Source organism: Streptomyces sp. NPDC104226 (genome assembly GCF_055584085.1).
Map to the genome: position 1 here is coordinate 367,236 of NZ_JBVJMS010000009.1, position 15,484 is coordinate 382,719.

10 protein-coding genes are annotated in these 15,484 nt (G+C 67.9%); 8 read left to right on the forward strand and 2 right to left on the reverse strand.

What is annotated here, in order from left to right; translation table 11 throughout:
- Positions 1 to 3 precede the first annotated feature (3 nt).
- The 4 genes from acnA (at position 4) to ACZ60J_RS28060 (ending at position 6,405) form a co-directional block, all read left to right on the forward strand.
- Positions 4 to 2,718: an aconitate hydratase AcnA gene (gene acnA / locus ACZ60J_RS28045; RefSeq protein ID WP_469686006.1), complete on the forward strand. Its 2,715-nt coding sequence runs from the start codon at positions 4 to 6 to the stop codon at positions 2,716 to 2,718.
- A gap of 305 nt (positions 2,719 to 3,023) precedes the next feature.
- Positions 3,024 to 4,475: an N-acetylglucosamine/diacetylchitobiose ABC transporter substrate-binding protein gene (gene ngcE / locus ACZ60J_RS28050; RefSeq protein WP_469686008.1), complete on the forward strand. Its 1,452-nt coding sequence runs from the start codon at positions 3,024 to 3,026 to the stop codon at positions 4,473 to 4,475.
- A 43-nt stretch (positions 4,476 to 4,518) separates the two neighbouring features.
- Positions 4,519 to 5,463: a carbohydrate ABC transporter permease gene (locus ACZ60J_RS28055; RefSeq protein ID WP_469686010.1), complete on the forward strand. Its 945-nt coding sequence runs from the start codon at positions 4,519 to 4,521 to the stop codon at positions 5,461 to 5,463.
- 12 nt (positions 5,464 to 5,475) lie between these two features.
- Positions 5,476 to 6,405 (forward strand): carbohydrate ABC transporter permease, encoded by a 930-nt coding sequence (locus ACZ60J_RS28060; RefSeq protein ID WP_469686011.1) that lies wholly within the window; start codon positions 5,476 to 5,478, stop codon positions 6,403 to 6,405.
- On the opposite strand, the gene ACZ60J_RS28065 is transcribed toward ACZ60J_RS28060, so the two are convergent.
- Together ACZ60J_RS28065 and mgtA are read right to left on the reverse strand one after the other, a co-directional pair.
- Complete coding sequence (locus tag ACZ60J_RS28065) at positions 6,398 to 7,129, reverse strand: MgtC/SapB family protein (protein ID WP_469686013.1); 732 nt, start codon at positions 7,127 to 7,129, stop codon at positions 6,398 to 6,400. The genes ACZ60J_RS28060 and ACZ60J_RS28065 overlap by 8 nt on opposite strands.
- Positions 7,130 to 7,183: 54 nt before the next feature.
- Complete coding sequence (gene mgtA / locus ACZ60J_RS28070) at positions 7,184 to 9,904, reverse strand: magnesium-translocating P-type ATPase (protein ID WP_469686014.1); 2,721 nt, start codon at positions 9,902 to 9,904, stop codon at positions 7,184 to 7,186.
- Positions 9,905 to 10,530: 626 nt separating this feature from the next.
- Here mgtA and ACZ60J_RS28075 point away from each other — a divergent pair.
- The 4 genes from ACZ60J_RS28075 (at position 10,531) to ACZ60J_RS28090 (ending at position 15,226) form a co-directional block, all read left to right on the forward strand.
- Positions 10,531 to 11,745 (forward strand): ROK family transcriptional regulator, encoded by a 1,215-nt coding sequence (locus ACZ60J_RS28075; RefSeq protein WP_469686015.1) that lies wholly within the window; start codon positions 10,531 to 10,533, stop codon positions 11,743 to 11,745.
- A 118-nt stretch (positions 11,746 to 11,863) separates the two neighbouring features.
- The gene (locus ACZ60J_RS28080) at positions 11,864 to 12,979 is read left to right on the forward strand and encodes a substrate-binding domain-containing protein (protein WP_469686017.1); all 1,116 of its coding nucleotides are present in this window, start codon (positions 11,864 to 11,866) and stop codon (positions 12,977 to 12,979) included.
- Between the two features lie 190 nt (positions 12,980 to 13,169).
- Positions 13,170 to 13,958, forward strand: coding sequence for an ATP-binding cassette domain-containing protein (locus ACZ60J_RS28085; RefSeq protein ID WP_469686018.1), 789 nt, complete (start codon positions 13,170 to 13,172; stop codon positions 13,956 to 13,958).
- Positions 13,955 to 15,226 carry a sugar ABC transporter permease gene (locus ACZ60J_RS28090; protein ID WP_469686019.1) on the forward strand — a complete coding sequence of 424 codons (1,272 nt, stop codon included), beginning with the start codon at positions 13,955 to 13,957 and terminating at the stop codon, positions 15,224 to 15,226. Before ACZ60J_RS28085 ends, ACZ60J_RS28090 begins: the two co-directional genes overlap by 4 nt.
- Positions 15,227 to 15,484: the final 258 nt, after the last annotated feature.

A 15,484-nucleotide genomic window follows, 5' to 3' on the forward strand; every position in this document is an offset into this window, starting at 1 on the left:
GTCGTGTCGGCGAACAGCTTCGACGCCCGCAGCACGCTGCAGGTGGGCGACGAGTCGTACGAGATCTTCAAGCTGGACAAGGTCGAGGGCTCCGCCCGCCTTCCCTACAGCCTGAAGGTCCTGCTGGAGAACCTGCTCCGTACCGAGGACGGCGCGAACATCACCGCCGACCACATCCGGTCGCTCGGAAACTGGGACTCGCAGGCCCAGCCCAGCGAGGAGATCCAGTTCACGCCGGCCCGCGTGATCATGCAGGACTTCACCGGCGTCCCCTGCGTCGTGGACCTCGCCACCATGCGCGAGGCCGTGAAGGCCCTCGGCGGCGACCCCGCGAAGATCAACCCGCTCTCGCCCGCCGAGATGGTCATCGACCACTCGGTCATCGCCGACAAGTTCGGTACGGCCGACGCGTTCTCCCAGAACGTCGAGCTGGAGTACGGCCGCAACAAGGAGCGCTACCAGTTCCTGCGCTGGGGCCAGACCGCCTTCGACGACTTCAAGGTCGTCCCCCCGGGCACCGGCATCGTCCACCAGGTCAACATCGAGCACCTGGCCCGTACGGTCATGGTCCGAAACGGCCAGGCGTACCCCGACACCCTCGTCGGCACCGACTCGCACACCACGATGGTCAACGGCCTGGGCGTACTGGGCTGGGGTGTCGGCGGCATCGAGGCCGAGGCCGCGATGCTCGGCCAGCCGGTCTCCATGCTGATCCCGCGCGTCGTGGGCTTCAAGCTGACCGGCGAGCTGCCGGCCGGCACCACCGCCACCGACCTCGTGCTGACCATCACCGAGATGCTTCGGGGGCACGGCGTCGTCGGCAAGTTCGTCGAGTTCTACGGTGAGGGCGTCGCCGCCACCTCCCTCGCGAACCGGGCCACCATCGGCAACATGTCGCCGGAGTTCGGTTCCACCGCCGCCGTCTTCCCGATCGACGGCGAGACCCTGAAGTACCTGCGCCTGACCGGTCGCGACGCCCAGCAGGTCGCGCTCGTCGAGGCGTACGCCAAGGAGCAGGGCCTGTGGCTGGACCCGGCCGCCGAGCCGGACTTCTCCGAGAAGCTGGAGCTCGACCTCTCCACGGTCGTCCCCTCCATCGCCGGTCCCAAGCGCCCGCAGGACCGCATCGTCCTCGCGAACGCCTCGCAGCAGTTCGCCCAGGACGTGCGCAACTACGTCTCCGACGACGAGGAGGCCGGCAAGGAGTCCTTCCCGGCGTCCGACGCCCCGGCGTCCTCCAACGGTGTGCCCACCAAGCCCACCCCGGTGACCCTGTCCGACGGCACCTCCTTCGAGATCGACCACGGCGCCGTCACCGTCGCCGCGATCACCTCGTGCACCAACACCTCGAACCCCTACGTCATGGTCGCCGCGGCGCTCGTGGCGAAGAAGGCCGTCGAGAAGGGCCTGACCCGCAAGCCGTGGGTCAAGACCACCCTGGCCCCGGGCTCGAAGGTCGTCACCGACTACTTCGACAAGGCCGGCCTGACCCCGTACCTCGACAAGATGGGCTTCAACCTCGTCGGGTACGGCTGCACCACCTGCATCGGCAACTCGGGTCCGCTGGAGGAGGAGATCTCCAAGGCGATCAACGACGCCGACCTCGCGGTCACCTCGGTCCTCTCGGGCAACCGCAACTTCGAGGGCCGCATCAACCCCGACGTCAAGATGAACTACCTGGCCTCCCCGCCGCTGGTCGTCGCGTACGCCATCGCGGGCTCCATGAAGGTGGACATCACCAAGGACGCCATCGCCACGGACTCCGAGGGCAAGCCGGTCTTCCTCACGGACATCTGGCCCACCGAGGCCGAGGTCAACGACGTCGTCGCGAACGCGATCGGCGAAGACATGTTCAACAAGTCCTACCAGGACGTCTTCGCGGGCGACGCCCAGTGGCAGGCGCTGTCGATCCCGACGGGCAACACCTTCGAGTGGGACCCGCAGTCCACCTACGTGCGCAAGCCCCCCTACTTCGAGGGCATGACGATGGAGACCACCCCGGTCTCCGACATCGCCGGCGCCCGCGTGCTGGCGAAGCTGGGCGACTCGGTCACCACCGACCACATCTCCCCGGCCGGCGCCATCAAGGCCGACACCCCGGCCGGCAAGTACCTCACGGAGCACGGCGTCGAGCGCCGCGACTTCAACTCGTACGGTTCCCGTCGCGGCAACCACGAGGTCATGATCCGCGGTACGTTCGCCAACATTCGCCTCCGCAACCAGATCGCGGCGGGCACCGAGGGCGGCTTCACCCGCGACTTCACCGTCGAGGGCGCCCCGGTCGCCTTCATCTACGACGCCTCGCAGAACTACCAGGCCGCCGGCATCCCGCTGGTGATCCTGGCGGGCAAGGAGTACGGCTCGGGCTCCTCGCGCGACTGGGCTGCCAAGGGCACCGCCCTGCTCGGCGTCAAGGCCGTCATCGCGGAGTCCTACGAGCGCATCCACCGCTCCAACCTGATCGGCATGGGCGTCCTGCCCCTGCAGTTCCCCGAGGGTGCCACGGCGGCCTCCCTGGGCCTCACCGGCGAGGAGACCTTCGCCTTCACCGGTGTGGAGGAGCTGAACAACGGCACCACCCCCCGCACGGTGAAGGTCACCACCGACACCGGTGTGGAGTTCGACGCGGTCGTCCGCATCGACACTCCGGGTGAGGCGGACTACTACCGCAACGGCGGAATCATGCAGTACGTGCTCCGCAACCTCATTCGCGGCTAAGCGCAAATCGGCACCAAAGGGCCGTACTTCCGTTAAGGAGGTACGGCCCTTCCGTTTCTGCGGGCGGCTCCGACGGTCCAGCTCAGGTGACGGTGAGGTCTCAACTCGGAAAAGCCGGGGCCCATACCTGTACATGATCTTGCTCACAGGAGCGGAAGTGGACTATACCTGTGCCCGTCCGGGTCACCGCGAAACGAGCGGCACCGGACGGGGGGACGGCGGGGACCTGCGGTGATGTCCGCTGGGCGGCAGCAGTCGCACTTTCCTTCCTCCTTCACACTCCTGACGAAGGCGAGGACTTGAGCATGGAATCCACCTCCGCCCACGGCGAGCACAGCAACGGTGAGGGCTTCGGCCGCCGGGACCTGATCAAGCGCTCCGCGGCACTCGGCCTCATCGCGGTACCGACGATGAGCTTCCTGTCCGCCTGCGCCTCCGGCTCGGACGAGACGACCAAGGGCAACGAGTCCAAGGTGGCCGTCACCAAGGAGAACCCGTTCGGCGTCGCCAAGGGCGGCAAGCTCGACGTGGTCGTCTTCAAGGGCGGATACGGCGACGACTACGCCAAGGCCTGGGAGGCGGCGTTCGACAAGAAGTGGGGCACCACTTCCTCGCACCTCGCCACCCAGGAGATCACCTCCAAGCTGCAGCCGCGCTTCAACGGTGGCAACCCGCCGGACGTCGTCGACGACTCCGGCGCCCAGCAGATCAAGCTGGACGTGCTCGCCAAGGGCAACCAGCTCGCCGACCTCACCGTGGTCCTCGACGCCCCGTCGCTCGACGACCCGAGCAAGAAGGTCCGGGACACGCTGATGCCCGGCACCATCGAAGGCGGCATGATCGGCGGCAAGTTCGTCGCCCTGCAGTACGTCTACACCGTGTGGGGACTGTGGTACTCGGGCAAGCTCTTCAAGGAGAAGGGCTGGACCGCGCCGAAGACCTGGGCCGAGTTCATGGACATCTGTCAGAAGGCCAAGGCGGCCGGCATCGGCGGCCTGGCCCACCAGGGCAAGTACCCGTACTACATCAACGTCGCCATCATGGACCTGATCGCCAAGAAGGGCGGCCTGGATGCCATGAAGGCGATCGACAACCTCGAGCCGAACGCCTTCGCGGACAACCCGGTCGCGCTGGAGGCCGTCGAGGCGGTCTACGAGCTGGTCGAGAAGGACCTGCTCATGCCGGGCACCAACGGCCTGACGCACACCGAGTCCCAGACCCAGTGGAACCAGTACAAGGCCGCCTTCATCACCTCCGGCTCCTGGCTGGAGAACGAGCAGCTCAAGCAGACCCCGGAAGACTTCGACATGCAGTTCCTGCCGATGCCGGTGCTGCCCGACTCGAAGCTGCCGTTCGAGGCCATCCGCGCCGGCGCCGGCGAGCCCTTCATCGTCCCGGAGAAGGCCGCCAACAAGGCCGGCGGCCTGGAGTTCCTCCGCTCGATGCTGTCCCGCGAGTGGTCGACCCTCTTCGCCCAGCAGGCCAACTCCCTCACCGTCCTCAAGGACGGCGTGGACCCGACGGTCAAGCTCCGCCCGGGCACCCAGTCGGCCGTCGCCGCCCTCAAGTCGGCCGGCGACAACACGTTCAACTACCGGTACGCCGACTGGTACAGCGCGATGGGCACCGAGCTCGAGAACGCGTCCAATGAGCTGATGGCCAAGCGCATCCAGCCCAAGGAATGGATCAAGCGGGCCCAGGCTGCGGTAAACAAGGCGACCGAGGACCCGAACGCCAAGAACAACAAGCGCAGCTGACACCGCGTCCACCGGGCACCCGGAACCACCAGGGACGGACACCATGAGCCACGTAGCAAACAGCAAGGGGCGGGGCGGCTTCATCGCCGGCTTCCTCATCCTGCCCCTTGCGCTGTACCTGACCTTTGTCATCTGGCCGTACATTCAGACGTTCGGCTATTCCTTCACCAACTGGACGGGTCAGTCACCGACTTTCGACTTCGTCGGGCTGGACAACTACTCGGCCTTGATGAAGGACGAGGTCTTCGGCGGCGCACTGCTGCACAACCTGCTGCTCCTGGTGTTCGTCCCGACGGTCACCATCCTCATCGCCCTCTTCTTCGCCTTCATGCTGAACGCGGGCGGGCGCAGCGGAGCGGGCGGCGTCCAGGGGGTGGCGGGTTCCGCCCTCTACAAGGTGATCTACTTCTTCCCGCAGGTGCTCTCCCTCGCCATCCTCGCGGTGCTCTTCGGAGCCGTGTACCGCAGTGACGAGGGGGGCCTGCTGAACGGTTTCCTCACCAAACTGGGCCTGGTCGACCCGGCCCACCCCATCGAATGGCTCAACGAGCCCAACTTCGTCCTGTGGTGCCTGCTGCTCGTCGTCGTCTGGCACGGGGTCGGTTTCTACCTCGTCCTGTTCTCGGCGGCCATGCAGTCGGTCCCCAAGGACATCTACGAAGCCGCACTGCTCGACGGCGCGGGGCGCGCCCAGACCTTCTTCAAGGTCACGCTGCCCCTGCTGTGGGATTCTGTGCAGACCTCCGCGGTCTATCTGGGCATCGCCGCGATGGACATGTTCGTCCTCGTGTCGACCATGACCTCGGGCCAGTTCGGCGGCGGACCGGACCACCACAGCGAGGTCATGGCAACGGTGCTGATGCGCAACTTCCTCTACTTCGGCCAGGCCGGCTACGCCTGCGCCATGGGGGTCGTCATGCTCGCCCTGACCCTGATCCTCTCCGCCATCACGCTGCGGGCCACTCGCCGCGAGCACGTCGAGTTCTAGCGGGAGACCACGATGACCACTGTGATCAAAGCACCGGGCGAGGCGGCGGCCGAGAAGCGCTCCGCCGCCACCGGGCAGCCCCGCGGGAAGAGCAAGAACGGCTCCGACGGCATGGTGCTCAACGTCTTCTCGCACGGCTTCCTCGCCGTGTGGGGGATACTGATCGTCCTGCCGCTGATCTGGCTGGTGCTCGGCTCCTTCAAGACCGACGTGCAGATCGGCAGTTCGGCCCTCAGCTGGCCGAGCAACTGGCACTTCGACGCCTTCGGGCGGGCCTGGGACAAGGGCATCGGGGACTACTTCGCCAACACGCTGATCGTGATGGTGTTCTCGGTCCCGCTGACGATGCTGCTCGGCTCGATGGCCGCGTACGTCCTGGCCCGCTACCCCTTCTGGGGCAACCGGCCGATCTACTACTTCTTCGTCAGCGGGGCCATGTTCCCGGTCTTCCTGGCGCTCGTCCCGCTGTTCTTCATGGTGAAGCGGCTGGACATGCTCAACAGCTACCAGGGCCTGATCCTGGTGTACGTCGCGTACTCGATGCCGTTCACCGTCTTCTTCATGCACTCGTTCTTCCGGACGCTGCCGACGGCCGTGCACGAGGCGGCGGTGATCGACGGCGCCTCCCACACCCGGATCTTCTTCCAGGTGATGCTGCCGATGGCCAAGCCCGGCCTGATCAGCGTCGGGATATTCAATGTCCTGGGCCAGTGGAACCAGTACATCCTGCCCTCCGTGCTGATGCAGCCGCAGACCGGATCCGACCCCGAGCGCTACATGCTCACCCAGGGCCTGATCCAGCTGCAGTACCAGATGGGCTACGAGACGGACCTGCCGGTGCTGTTCGCCGGTGTGACCATCGCGATGATCCCGATGCTGGTGGTCTACCTGTCCTTCCAGCGGCAGATCCAAGCCGGACTGACGTCCGCCACGCTCAAGTAGCGGAGGCGGAGGGGTCGGGAACCACCGACCAGCTGACCGCCGAGACGGAGGGGTCGAGAGAGAGGTTGCTGACCGCTTCCTCGAGCATCCGGCCCCCCTCGCCCTCGGCGGTCAGCAGTGCGGACACCGTCACCAGGCCGGCCTCCGGGCCGTCCTGGCTGCGGATCGAGCGCAGCTGGTAGCCCGGCCGGCCCAGCGCGTCGACCAGCCGGTGGCGGATGTGGGCCTCCTCCGCCTCCAGGCACACGGCCTCGAAGTGGAAGTCGGTGGCCACCTCGGCCCCGCCCCCCGGCTCGCGGTCCATCCGCCGGCCCAGCGGGCGCAGCAGGAGGTTCGCCCCCACCACGCCCGCCGTGCCGCAGGCCGCCAGGACGAACATCCCGGTGCCCGCGAGGCAACCCACGGCCGCCGAACACCACAGCGTGGCCGCCGTGTTCAGGCCCCGGACGCTCAGCCCGTCGCGCATGATCACGCCGGCGCCCAGGAAGCCGATCCCCGAGACGATCTGGGCGGCGACCCGCGAGCCGTCGTACTGGACCACCGAGACCTCGCTGATGAACCCGTACTGCGAGAGCAGCACGAACAGCGCGGCCCCGCCCGCCACCAGGGCGTTGGTCCGCAGGCCCGCCATCCGGGCCCGCCACTGCCGTTCCAGGCCGATGGCCGCCCCGAATCCGAGCGCAGCGACCAGGTGCCCGGCCATCTCCCATTCGGTGAGCATCATCGGCCTTCTCCCTTCTTCCTCTTCGTGCGAGCTCTCGTCTGAGCTCTCGAACGCCTAGAGCCAGGTGCCGAACTTGCGGATGTACACGGTCTTCAGCACCTGCGTGAGCGTGCAGTACGCCAGCAGCACGCCGATCAGCCACGGGAAGTAGCTCGCGGGCAGGGGTACGAAGCCCAGCGAGGAGGCCAGCGGCGAGAAGGGCAGCAAGAGTCCGGTCAGCACCGCGAGGACGGTCATCACCATCACGGGCCAGGAGGCCCGCGACTGGATGAAGGGGATCTTGCGGGTACGGATCATGTGGACGATCAGGGTCTGCGAGAGCAGGCCCTCGATGAACCAGCCGGACTGGAAGAGCGCCTGGTGCGCCTCGGTGTTGGCGGCGAAGACGTTCCACATGATCAAGAACATCGCGATGTCGAAGATCGAGCTGATCGGCCCGATGCAGACCATGAAGCGGCCGATGCCCTTGGCGTCCCAGTTGCGGGGCTTGCGCAGGTACTCCTCGTCCATGCGGTCCCACGGGGTGGCCAGCTGGGCGATGTCGTAGACCAGGTTCTGCACCAGCAGCATGATCGCCAGCATCGGCTGGAAGGGGATGAAGGCGCTCGCCACCAGCACGGAGAAGACGTTGCCGAAGTTGGAACTGGCCGTCATCTTGATGTACTTGATCGTGTTGCCGAAGGTGGTCCGGCCCTGGATCACGCCCTGCTCCAGGACGGTCAGGTCCTTCTCCAGCAGGATGATGTCGGCGGACTCCTTGGCGATGTCCACGGCGGTGTCCACCGAGATGCCGACGTCCGCGTCGCGCAGCGCGGCCGCGTCGTTGATGCCGTCGCCGAGGAAGCCCACCGTGTGGCCGTCGGCCTGCAGGGCCCGTACGATCCGGGCCTTCTGGACCGGGTTGACCTTGGCGAAGACCGTCGTACGGGCGGCCAGTGCGCGCAGCTGCGCGTCGTCGAGGGCGTCGATCTCGGTGCCGCCGACCACGTGGCCGACCGTGAGGCCGACATCGGCGCAGACCCGGGCGGCGACGAGCTCGTTGTCGCCGGTGACCACCTTGACCGCGATGCCCTTGTCGGCCAGGCCCTGCAGGGCCCGGGCGGCGTCGGCCTTCGGCGGGTCGAGGAAGGCGAGGAAGCCGACCAGGGTCAGCCGGTCCTCGTCGGCCACCGTGTAGGTGGAGCGCGCGCCGTCCATCGTGCGGGTGGCGACGGCCAGGACGCGCAGGCCCTGGCGGTTGTTCTCCTCGGCGATGCGGGTGACGTGCCACCGGAGCTGTTCGGTCAGCTCCACCTTCTGCCCGCGATCCGTCATGTGGGTGCACAGGGCGAGGACTTCCTCGACCGCACCCTTGGTGATCATGACGTGCTCGGGCCGGCCGGCGCCGCCCACGATGCTGTTGCGGTTCAGGACCACGGACATCCGTCGCCGGGCGAAGTCGAAGGGGATCTCGTCGACCATCGAGAAGCGAGCATCGACGACAACCTCCTCGGCCTCGCCCACGCGGTCGATGACCGCCTGGTCCATCAGGTTCTTCAGGCCCGTCTGGAAGTGCGCGTTGAGGTAGCCGTACTCCAGCACCTCGTTGTCCTCGTCGCCGTGCACGTCGAGGTAGCGGTCCAGGACGATCCGGTCCTCGGTGAGGGTGCCGGTCTTGTCCGTGCAGAGCACGTCCATCGCGCCCAGGTTCTGGATGGCGTTGAGCCGCTTGACGACCACCTTGCGCTTGGACATGGCCACCGCCCCGCGCGCCAGGTTGGCGGAGACGACCATCGGCAGCATCTCGGGGGTGAGACCGACCGCGACGGCGATGCCGAGGAGGAAGGCGGCCTCCCAGTCACCCTTGGTCAGGCCGTTGATCATGAAGACGACGGGGACCATCACCAGCATGAAGCGGATCAGCAGGAAGCTGACCTTGCGCACGCCGGTGTCGAAGTTGGTCTCCGGGCGCTCGCCGACCAGGGATCCGGCCATCGAGCCGAAGTAGGTGTCGGAGCCCGTGGCGACGACGAGTCCGGTGGCGGTGCCGGAGGTCACGGACGTGCCCATCAGGCAGAGGTTGTCGGCCTCGACGGGGTCGGTGGTGGCGCTCTGGCCGAGGTCGTCCGTGCGGGTGTCGGCCTTGGCGACCGGCAGGGACTCCCCGGACAGGGCGGCCTGGCCGACCATCAGGTCCTTGGCGGTGATGAGCCGCAGGTCGGCCGGGATCAGGTCGCCGGCGCCCAGCTTGACCACGTCACCCGGGACCACCTGGTCCATCGGGATCTCGAAGGTGGTCGGTCCGGAGCCGCTGCCGGCCCGGCGCTGCACCGCGCAGGTGGTGGTGACGAGCTGCTTGAGCGCGTCCGCCGCCCGGCCGGAGCGGTACTCCTGCCAGAAGCGGAGCAGGCCGCTGATCCCGACCATCACCGAGAGGATGACGACGCCCGGGTCGCCGGGCTCCTGCCAGTACATGACGGCGGCCAGGAAGACCAGGACGGCGATGAAGGGGTTCGCGTACGCCTTCGCCAGCTGGACGTACCAGCGCGGGGCGCGCTCCTGGGCGATGACGTTGGAGCCGTGGCGCTCCAGGCGCAGTGCGGCCTCGGCGTGGGTGAGGCCGTTGCGGGAGGCGTCCACCTCCTGCAGGACCTGGACGCCGGGGCGGGCGCTGATCGCGGCGAGCCGCTCGCCGACGACCCGGGTACGGGCCTCCAGCTCGGCCGCCTTGCGCTCGCGGCGGGCCCGGCCCGGGGGGGCGAGCTTCGTGGGGGTACGGGGGGTGAGCATGGTCATGACGAATACCTCCCTCCACGCCGTCCGGGCAGCACGGAGCCGCACGGTCACGTGGAGTGATCATGGGTCGGCGCGCGGTGGCACGTACGGCCACGGGGCACGCCGGTGGGCATGGATGACGCGCGCCGGACGGAAGCGTCAGGGCGTGCGGAAGGGGTTACGAAGGTGAATGCAGAAAAGCACGGAGGCGGCGCGGGGCCGCGGGCGTGCACACTCGAAGAGAGACCGGCCGCTCGGAGGGCTCAGCCGAAGAGAGCGCTGCAAGGACTTCGATCGGGACTCATCCCGAACACCTCCTTGCGTAGCGCCGTCATTGCGAAGGGCACCCTGCCAGCCGTGAAAGCCCCGTTGAAGGCAACGAGGGCCACGAAGGCCGTGAAGGCCACGGAGGCAAGCGCCATTGCGACCGTAGCACGATCAGGATGGAGGTTTCTCTCATACTTATGACCGGTCTGACCGATTCGTGCTGCGGCGGCCTCTTGACGTCGCGAGGCGCAAAGGCTCGACTTAAGGTTCACAAGTTGGAGAGACGCCGGGGTCTCGTGTCGGTCGGAGCGCTCAGCCGCCGACGGCCCCGGCCGGGGGGCGACGGCTTGCCGTTGCTTATGGGCAGGAGTGAATGAGTCGTGCAGACTCCCGGATCGCAGTCCTCACTGCATCGCGCCAATCTGGAGCGCGTCGTACGGGCGGTACGGCTCGCCGGTTCGCTGACCCAGGCGGAGATCGCCCGGAGCACCGGACTGTCGGCGGCCACGGTCTCCAATATCGTCCGGGAGCTCAAGGAGGCCGGGACCGTCGAGGTCACGGACACCTCCGCCGGGGGCAGGCGGGCGCGCAGCGTCTCGCTCAGCGGGGACGCCGGCATCGTGATCGGAGTCGACTTCGGCCACACCCACCTGCGGGTGGCGGTGGGGAACCTGGCGCACCAGGTGCTGGCCGAGGAGTCCGAGCCGCTGGACGTGGACGCGTCGTGGGTCGACGGCTTCGACCGGGCGGAAGCCCTGGTGGGACGGCTCGTCGAGGGCATCGGGATCGGCCGCGACAAGATCATCGGCGTCGGGCTCGGGGTACCGGGCCCCATCGACGTGGAGTCCGGCACCCTCGGGTCCACCGCGATCCTGCCGGGCTGGGCCGGGATCAACCCGCGGCGCGAGCTCTCGCAGCGCCTGGGCGTACCGGTCTACGTGGACAACGACGCGAACCTCGGAGCCCTCGGCGAGCTCGTCTGGGGGAGCGGCCGGGGAGTGAAGGACCTGGCCTACATCAAGGTCGCCAGCGGCGTCGGCGCGGGGCTGGTCATCAACGGCCAGATCTACCGCGGACCCGGCGGCACCGCGGGCGAGATCGGGCACATCACGCTGGACGAATCGGGTCCGGTCTGCCGCTGCGGCAACCGCGGCTGCCTGGAGACCTTCGCCGCCGCCCGGTACGTGCTGCCGCTCCTGCAGGGCAGCCACGGGCCGGAGTTGACGATGGAGCGGGTGGTGGAGCTGGCCCGCGACGGGGACCCCGGCTGCCGCCGGGTCATCACGGACGTGGGCCGTCACATCGGCAGCGGCGTGGCCAGTCTGTGCAACCTCCTGAACCCGAGCCGGGTGGTCCTGGGCGGCTCGCTCGCGGACGCCGGTGAACTGGTGCTGGCTCCCATCCGTGAATCCGTGGGGAGGTACGCGATTCCCAGCGCGGCCCGGCAGTTGTCGGTGCTCACGGGGTCGTTGGGCGGGCGCGCCGAGGTGCTGGGGGCGCTGGCCCTCGTACTGAGCGAGATGGGCGATTCGACGCTTTTGGCGGAAAATGGAAGTGGAGTGCGAGCTCCCGCCGTCTTGTCTTCAGCTAGATAACGAATGGCGTCGTTGTCATCTCGTTAAGCATTCACTCCTTGACGACAAACTCGCGGCCGGGGTTGACTCACATCCACCTCGGCCGCAGTGCTGCGGCCTCGTCAGGGAGGTTCAAGTAATGAACACGCGTATGCGCAGAGTTGCCGTCGCCGTTGCCGCCGGAACCATGGCCGTCTCGCTCGCCGCTTGTGGCAGCGCGAAGGAGTCCGGTGACAAGAAGGACAACGCCACCGGCGCGGTCAAGGGTGGCGCCATCAAGGTCGGGCTGCTCCTGCCGGAGAACCAGACCGCGCGTTACGAGAAGTTCGACAAGCCGCTCATCGAGAAGGCGGTCAAGGACCTGACCGCGGGCAAGGGCGAGGTCGTCTACGCCAACGCCAAGCAGGACGCGACCACGCAGAACTCGCAGGTCGACACGATGATCACCAACAAGGTGAACGTCCTGATCATCGACGCGGTGGACTCCAAGGCCATCGCCGGCTCGGTCAAGAAGGCCAAGGAGGCCGGCATCCCGGTCGTGGCCTACGACCGTCTCGCCGAGGGCCCGATCGACGCCTACACCTCCTTCGACAACGAAGAGGTCGGCAAGGTCCAGGGCAAGGCGCTCCTGGAGGCCCTGGGCGCCAAGGCCAAGGACGGCCAGATCGTCATGATGAACGGTTCCGTCACCGACCCGAACGCCGCGCTGTTCAAGAAGGGCGCGCACTCCGTCCTCGACGGCAACGTGAACGTCGGCAAGGAGTACGACACCGTCGAGTGGAAGCCGGAGAACGCCAACACCAACATGGCGGCCGCCCTTTCGGCGCTCGGCAAGGACAAGGTCATCGGCGTCTACTCCGCCAACGACGGCATGGCCGGCGGCATCATCACCGCCCTCAAGGCGGCCGGCGTCTCCCCCCTGCCCCCGGTCACGGGCCAGGACGCCGAACTCGCCGGTGTGCAGCGGATCGTCGCGGGCGAGCAGTTCATGAGCGTCTACAAGCCGTACGCCCCCGAGGCCGAGGCCGCCGCGAAGATGGCCGTCGCCCTCGCCAAGGGCGAGTCGATCGCGACCACCGCCACCGCCAAGGTCGACAGCCCCACCACCAAGGGCGTCCCGTCCCTGCTGATCCCGGTCGTCTCGCTGACCAAGGCGAACGTGAAGGACACCGTCATCCGCGACAACGTCTACACGGTCGACGAGATCTGCACCGACAAGTACGCGGCCGCCTGCGCCGCCGCCGGCCTGAAGTAAGGCCCCCGCCGCTCGGTCACCCGAGCCGGCCCCCGTGCCTGTCCGGTGCCCCCGCCTCCATCCCGCCACCGGCGGGGGTGCCGGACAGAACAGAACAGAAACGTTTCCCCGCTACAGAAACGTTTCCCTCGCTTTCCCCCGTGGTCCTGCTCTTTTTGTACGACATCCCCGCCGGTCAGGCGGCAAGGAGATGGTTCATGTGTCCGCTGCGCCCGTACTGGCGTTGCGCGGGGTCTCGAAGCGGTTCGGTGCCGTTCAGGCCCTCACCGACGTAGAACTCGAGATCCACTCCGGCGAGGTGGTCGCCCTCGTCGGCGACAACGGCGCCGGTAAGTCCACGCTGGTCAAGACGATCGCCGGCGTGCACCCCATCGATGACGGAGTCATCGAGTGGGAGGGCCGGCCGGTCTCGATCAGCAAGCCCCACGACGCCCAGAACCTGGGCATCGCGACGGTCTACCAGGACCTCGCGCTGTGCGACAACATCGACGTCGTCGGCAACCTCTTCCTCGGACGCGAGCTCAAGCGCCGCGGCATCCTCGACGAGGTGGAGATGGAGCGGCGCGCACGCGAGCTCCTGACCACCCTGTCCATCCGGATCCCCAGTGTCCGCATCCCCATCGCCTCGCTCTCCGGCGGTCAGCGCCAGACCGTGGCGATCGCCCGCTCCATGCTGGGCGAGCCCCAGCTCGTGATCCTCGACGAGCCCACCGCCGCCCTCGGCGTCGAGCAGACCGCACAGGTGCTCGACCTCGTCGAGCGGCTGCGCGAGCGCGGTCACGCGGTCATCCTCATCAGCCACAACATGGCCGACGTGAAGGCCGTGGCCGACAAGGTGGCCGTCCTGCGGCTGGGCCGCAACAACGGCGTCTTCTCCGTGAAGGACACGTCGCAGGAAGAGATCATCTCCGCCATCACCGGGGCCACGGACAACGCCGTGACCCGCCGGGCGGCCCGCACCGGGGAGGCCCGCAAGTGAGCACCCAGCACATAGACCCCGTCAATCCGGCGGCCGCCCACGACGCCATCCCGGCCGTGGACCCCCGTCTGCTCGTACGCGAGCAGGGCATCGCCGGGTACGTGAACGAGTTCGGCCGCAAGCTGAAGGCCGGCGACCTGGGCTCCGTGCCCGTCGTCCTCGGCCTGATCATCATCTGGAGCATCTTCCAGGGGCTGAACTCCAACTTCCTGGGCGCCGAGAACCTCACCAACATCGCGATCACGATGACGGCCACCGGCATGATGGCGGTCGGCATCATCTTCGTCCTGCTGCTCGGCGAGATCGACCTCTCGGTCGGCTCGGTCAGCGGCGTCTCGGGCGCGATCGTGGCCGTCCTCTCGGTCACCAACGGCGTCAACGAATGGCTGGCCATCCTCGCGGCGATCGCCGGAGGCGCCCTGATCGGCTCCCTCCACGGCTTCTTCTTCGCCAAGATCGGCGCCCCGGCCTTCGCCGTCACCCTTTCGGGCCTGCTCTTCTGGTCCGGCGCCATGCTGCAGATCCTGGGCAGCAACGGCACGATCAACCTCGACTCCGAGGGCGTGGTCGGGCAGCTGACCACGTACTTCTTCTCGGACGTGGCCGCCGGCTACGGGCTCGCCGCCGTCGCCGTGGTGGGGTACTTCCTCGCCACCTTCTTCGACGCACGGCGCCGCGAGGCCGCCGGGGTGCCCTCCCGCCCCCTCGGCGAGATCGTCCTGCGCACCGGGCTCCTCGCGGTGTTCACCTTCGGTCCGGCCGTGGTCTTCAACCAGTACAAGGGCCTGCCGCTGGCGGTCGTGCTCTTCGTGCTGGCCCTGGTCGTCACGGACTTCGTCCTGCGGCGCACCACCTTCGGCCGCCAGGTCTTCGCCCTCGGCGGCAGCGTCGAGGCCTCCCGGCGCGCCGGCATCAACGTCAACCGGGTCCGGATCACGGTCTTCGCGATCGCCGGCACCTTCGCGGCCATCGGCGGCCTCTTCTGGGCCTCCAAGATCGCGGCGGCGAACCAGAGCGCCGGCGCCGGCGACCTGCTGATGAACGTGATCGCGGCGGCCGTCATCGGCGGCACCAGCCTCTTCGGCGGCCGCGGCCGGACCTGGAACGCCCTCCTCGGCGTCATGGTCATCACCTCCATCCAGTACGGTCTGGCTCTGGAGGGAATCGCGACGCCGATCCAGTACATGATCACCGGCGCGGTCCTCCTCGCCACCGTGGTGATCGACTCGGTCACCCGCAAGACGCAGAAGACGGCCGGGCGCGCCTGACCGGCGTGCGCGGAGTCTGACGCGGTCGCGGCGGCAAGAAGCGCGACGCGGCGGTAAGAACCGTCACAGTGCCCGGTGCCACTTCCTGTGGTGCCGGGCACCTGTGCGTGGACGCGTACGTGCGAATGTACGGGTATTCCCCCTTTTGGGGGGTGTGACTCCGTACTGATGTGTACAGGTATGACAAAGGTGTGACCTGACCGGGACAGCTCTTTCACGACGCCCCAGCGGCGAAGATTAGACTCGGCAGACCAGCAA

What these genes read in the sequence shown, in the direction of transcription:
- ngcE (WP_469686008.1), top strand. Translation starts at nt 3,024, where the DNA reads ATGGAATCCACCTCCGCCCACGGCGAGCACAGCAACGGTGAGGGCTTC.
- mgtA (WP_469686014.1), bottom strand. Translation starts at nt 9,904, where the DNA reads ATGACCATGCTCACCCCCCGTACCCCCACGAAGCTCGCCCCCCCGGGC.
- ACZ60J_RS28065 (WP_469686013.1), bottom strand. Translation starts at nt 7,129, where the DNA reads ATGATGCTCACCGAATGGGAGATGGCCGGGCACCTGGTCGCTGCGCTC.
- ACZ60J_RS28080 (WP_469686017.1), top strand. Translation starts at nt 11,864, where the DNA reads ATGAACACGCGTATGCGCAGAGTTGCCGTCGCCGTTGCCGCCGGAACC.
- ACZ60J_RS28060 (WP_469686011.1), top strand. Translation starts at nt 5,476, where the DNA reads ATGACCACTGTGATCAAAGCACCGGGCGAGGCGGCGGCCGAGAAGCGC.
- ACZ60J_RS28055 (WP_469686010.1), top strand. Translation starts at nt 4,519, where the DNA reads ATGAGCCACGTAGCAAACAGCAAGGGGCGGGGCGGCTTCATCGCCGGC.
- ACZ60J_RS28085 (WP_469686018.1), top strand. Translation starts at nt 13,170, where the DNA reads ATGGTTCATGTGTCCGCTGCGCCCGTACTGGCGTTGCGCGGGGTCTCG.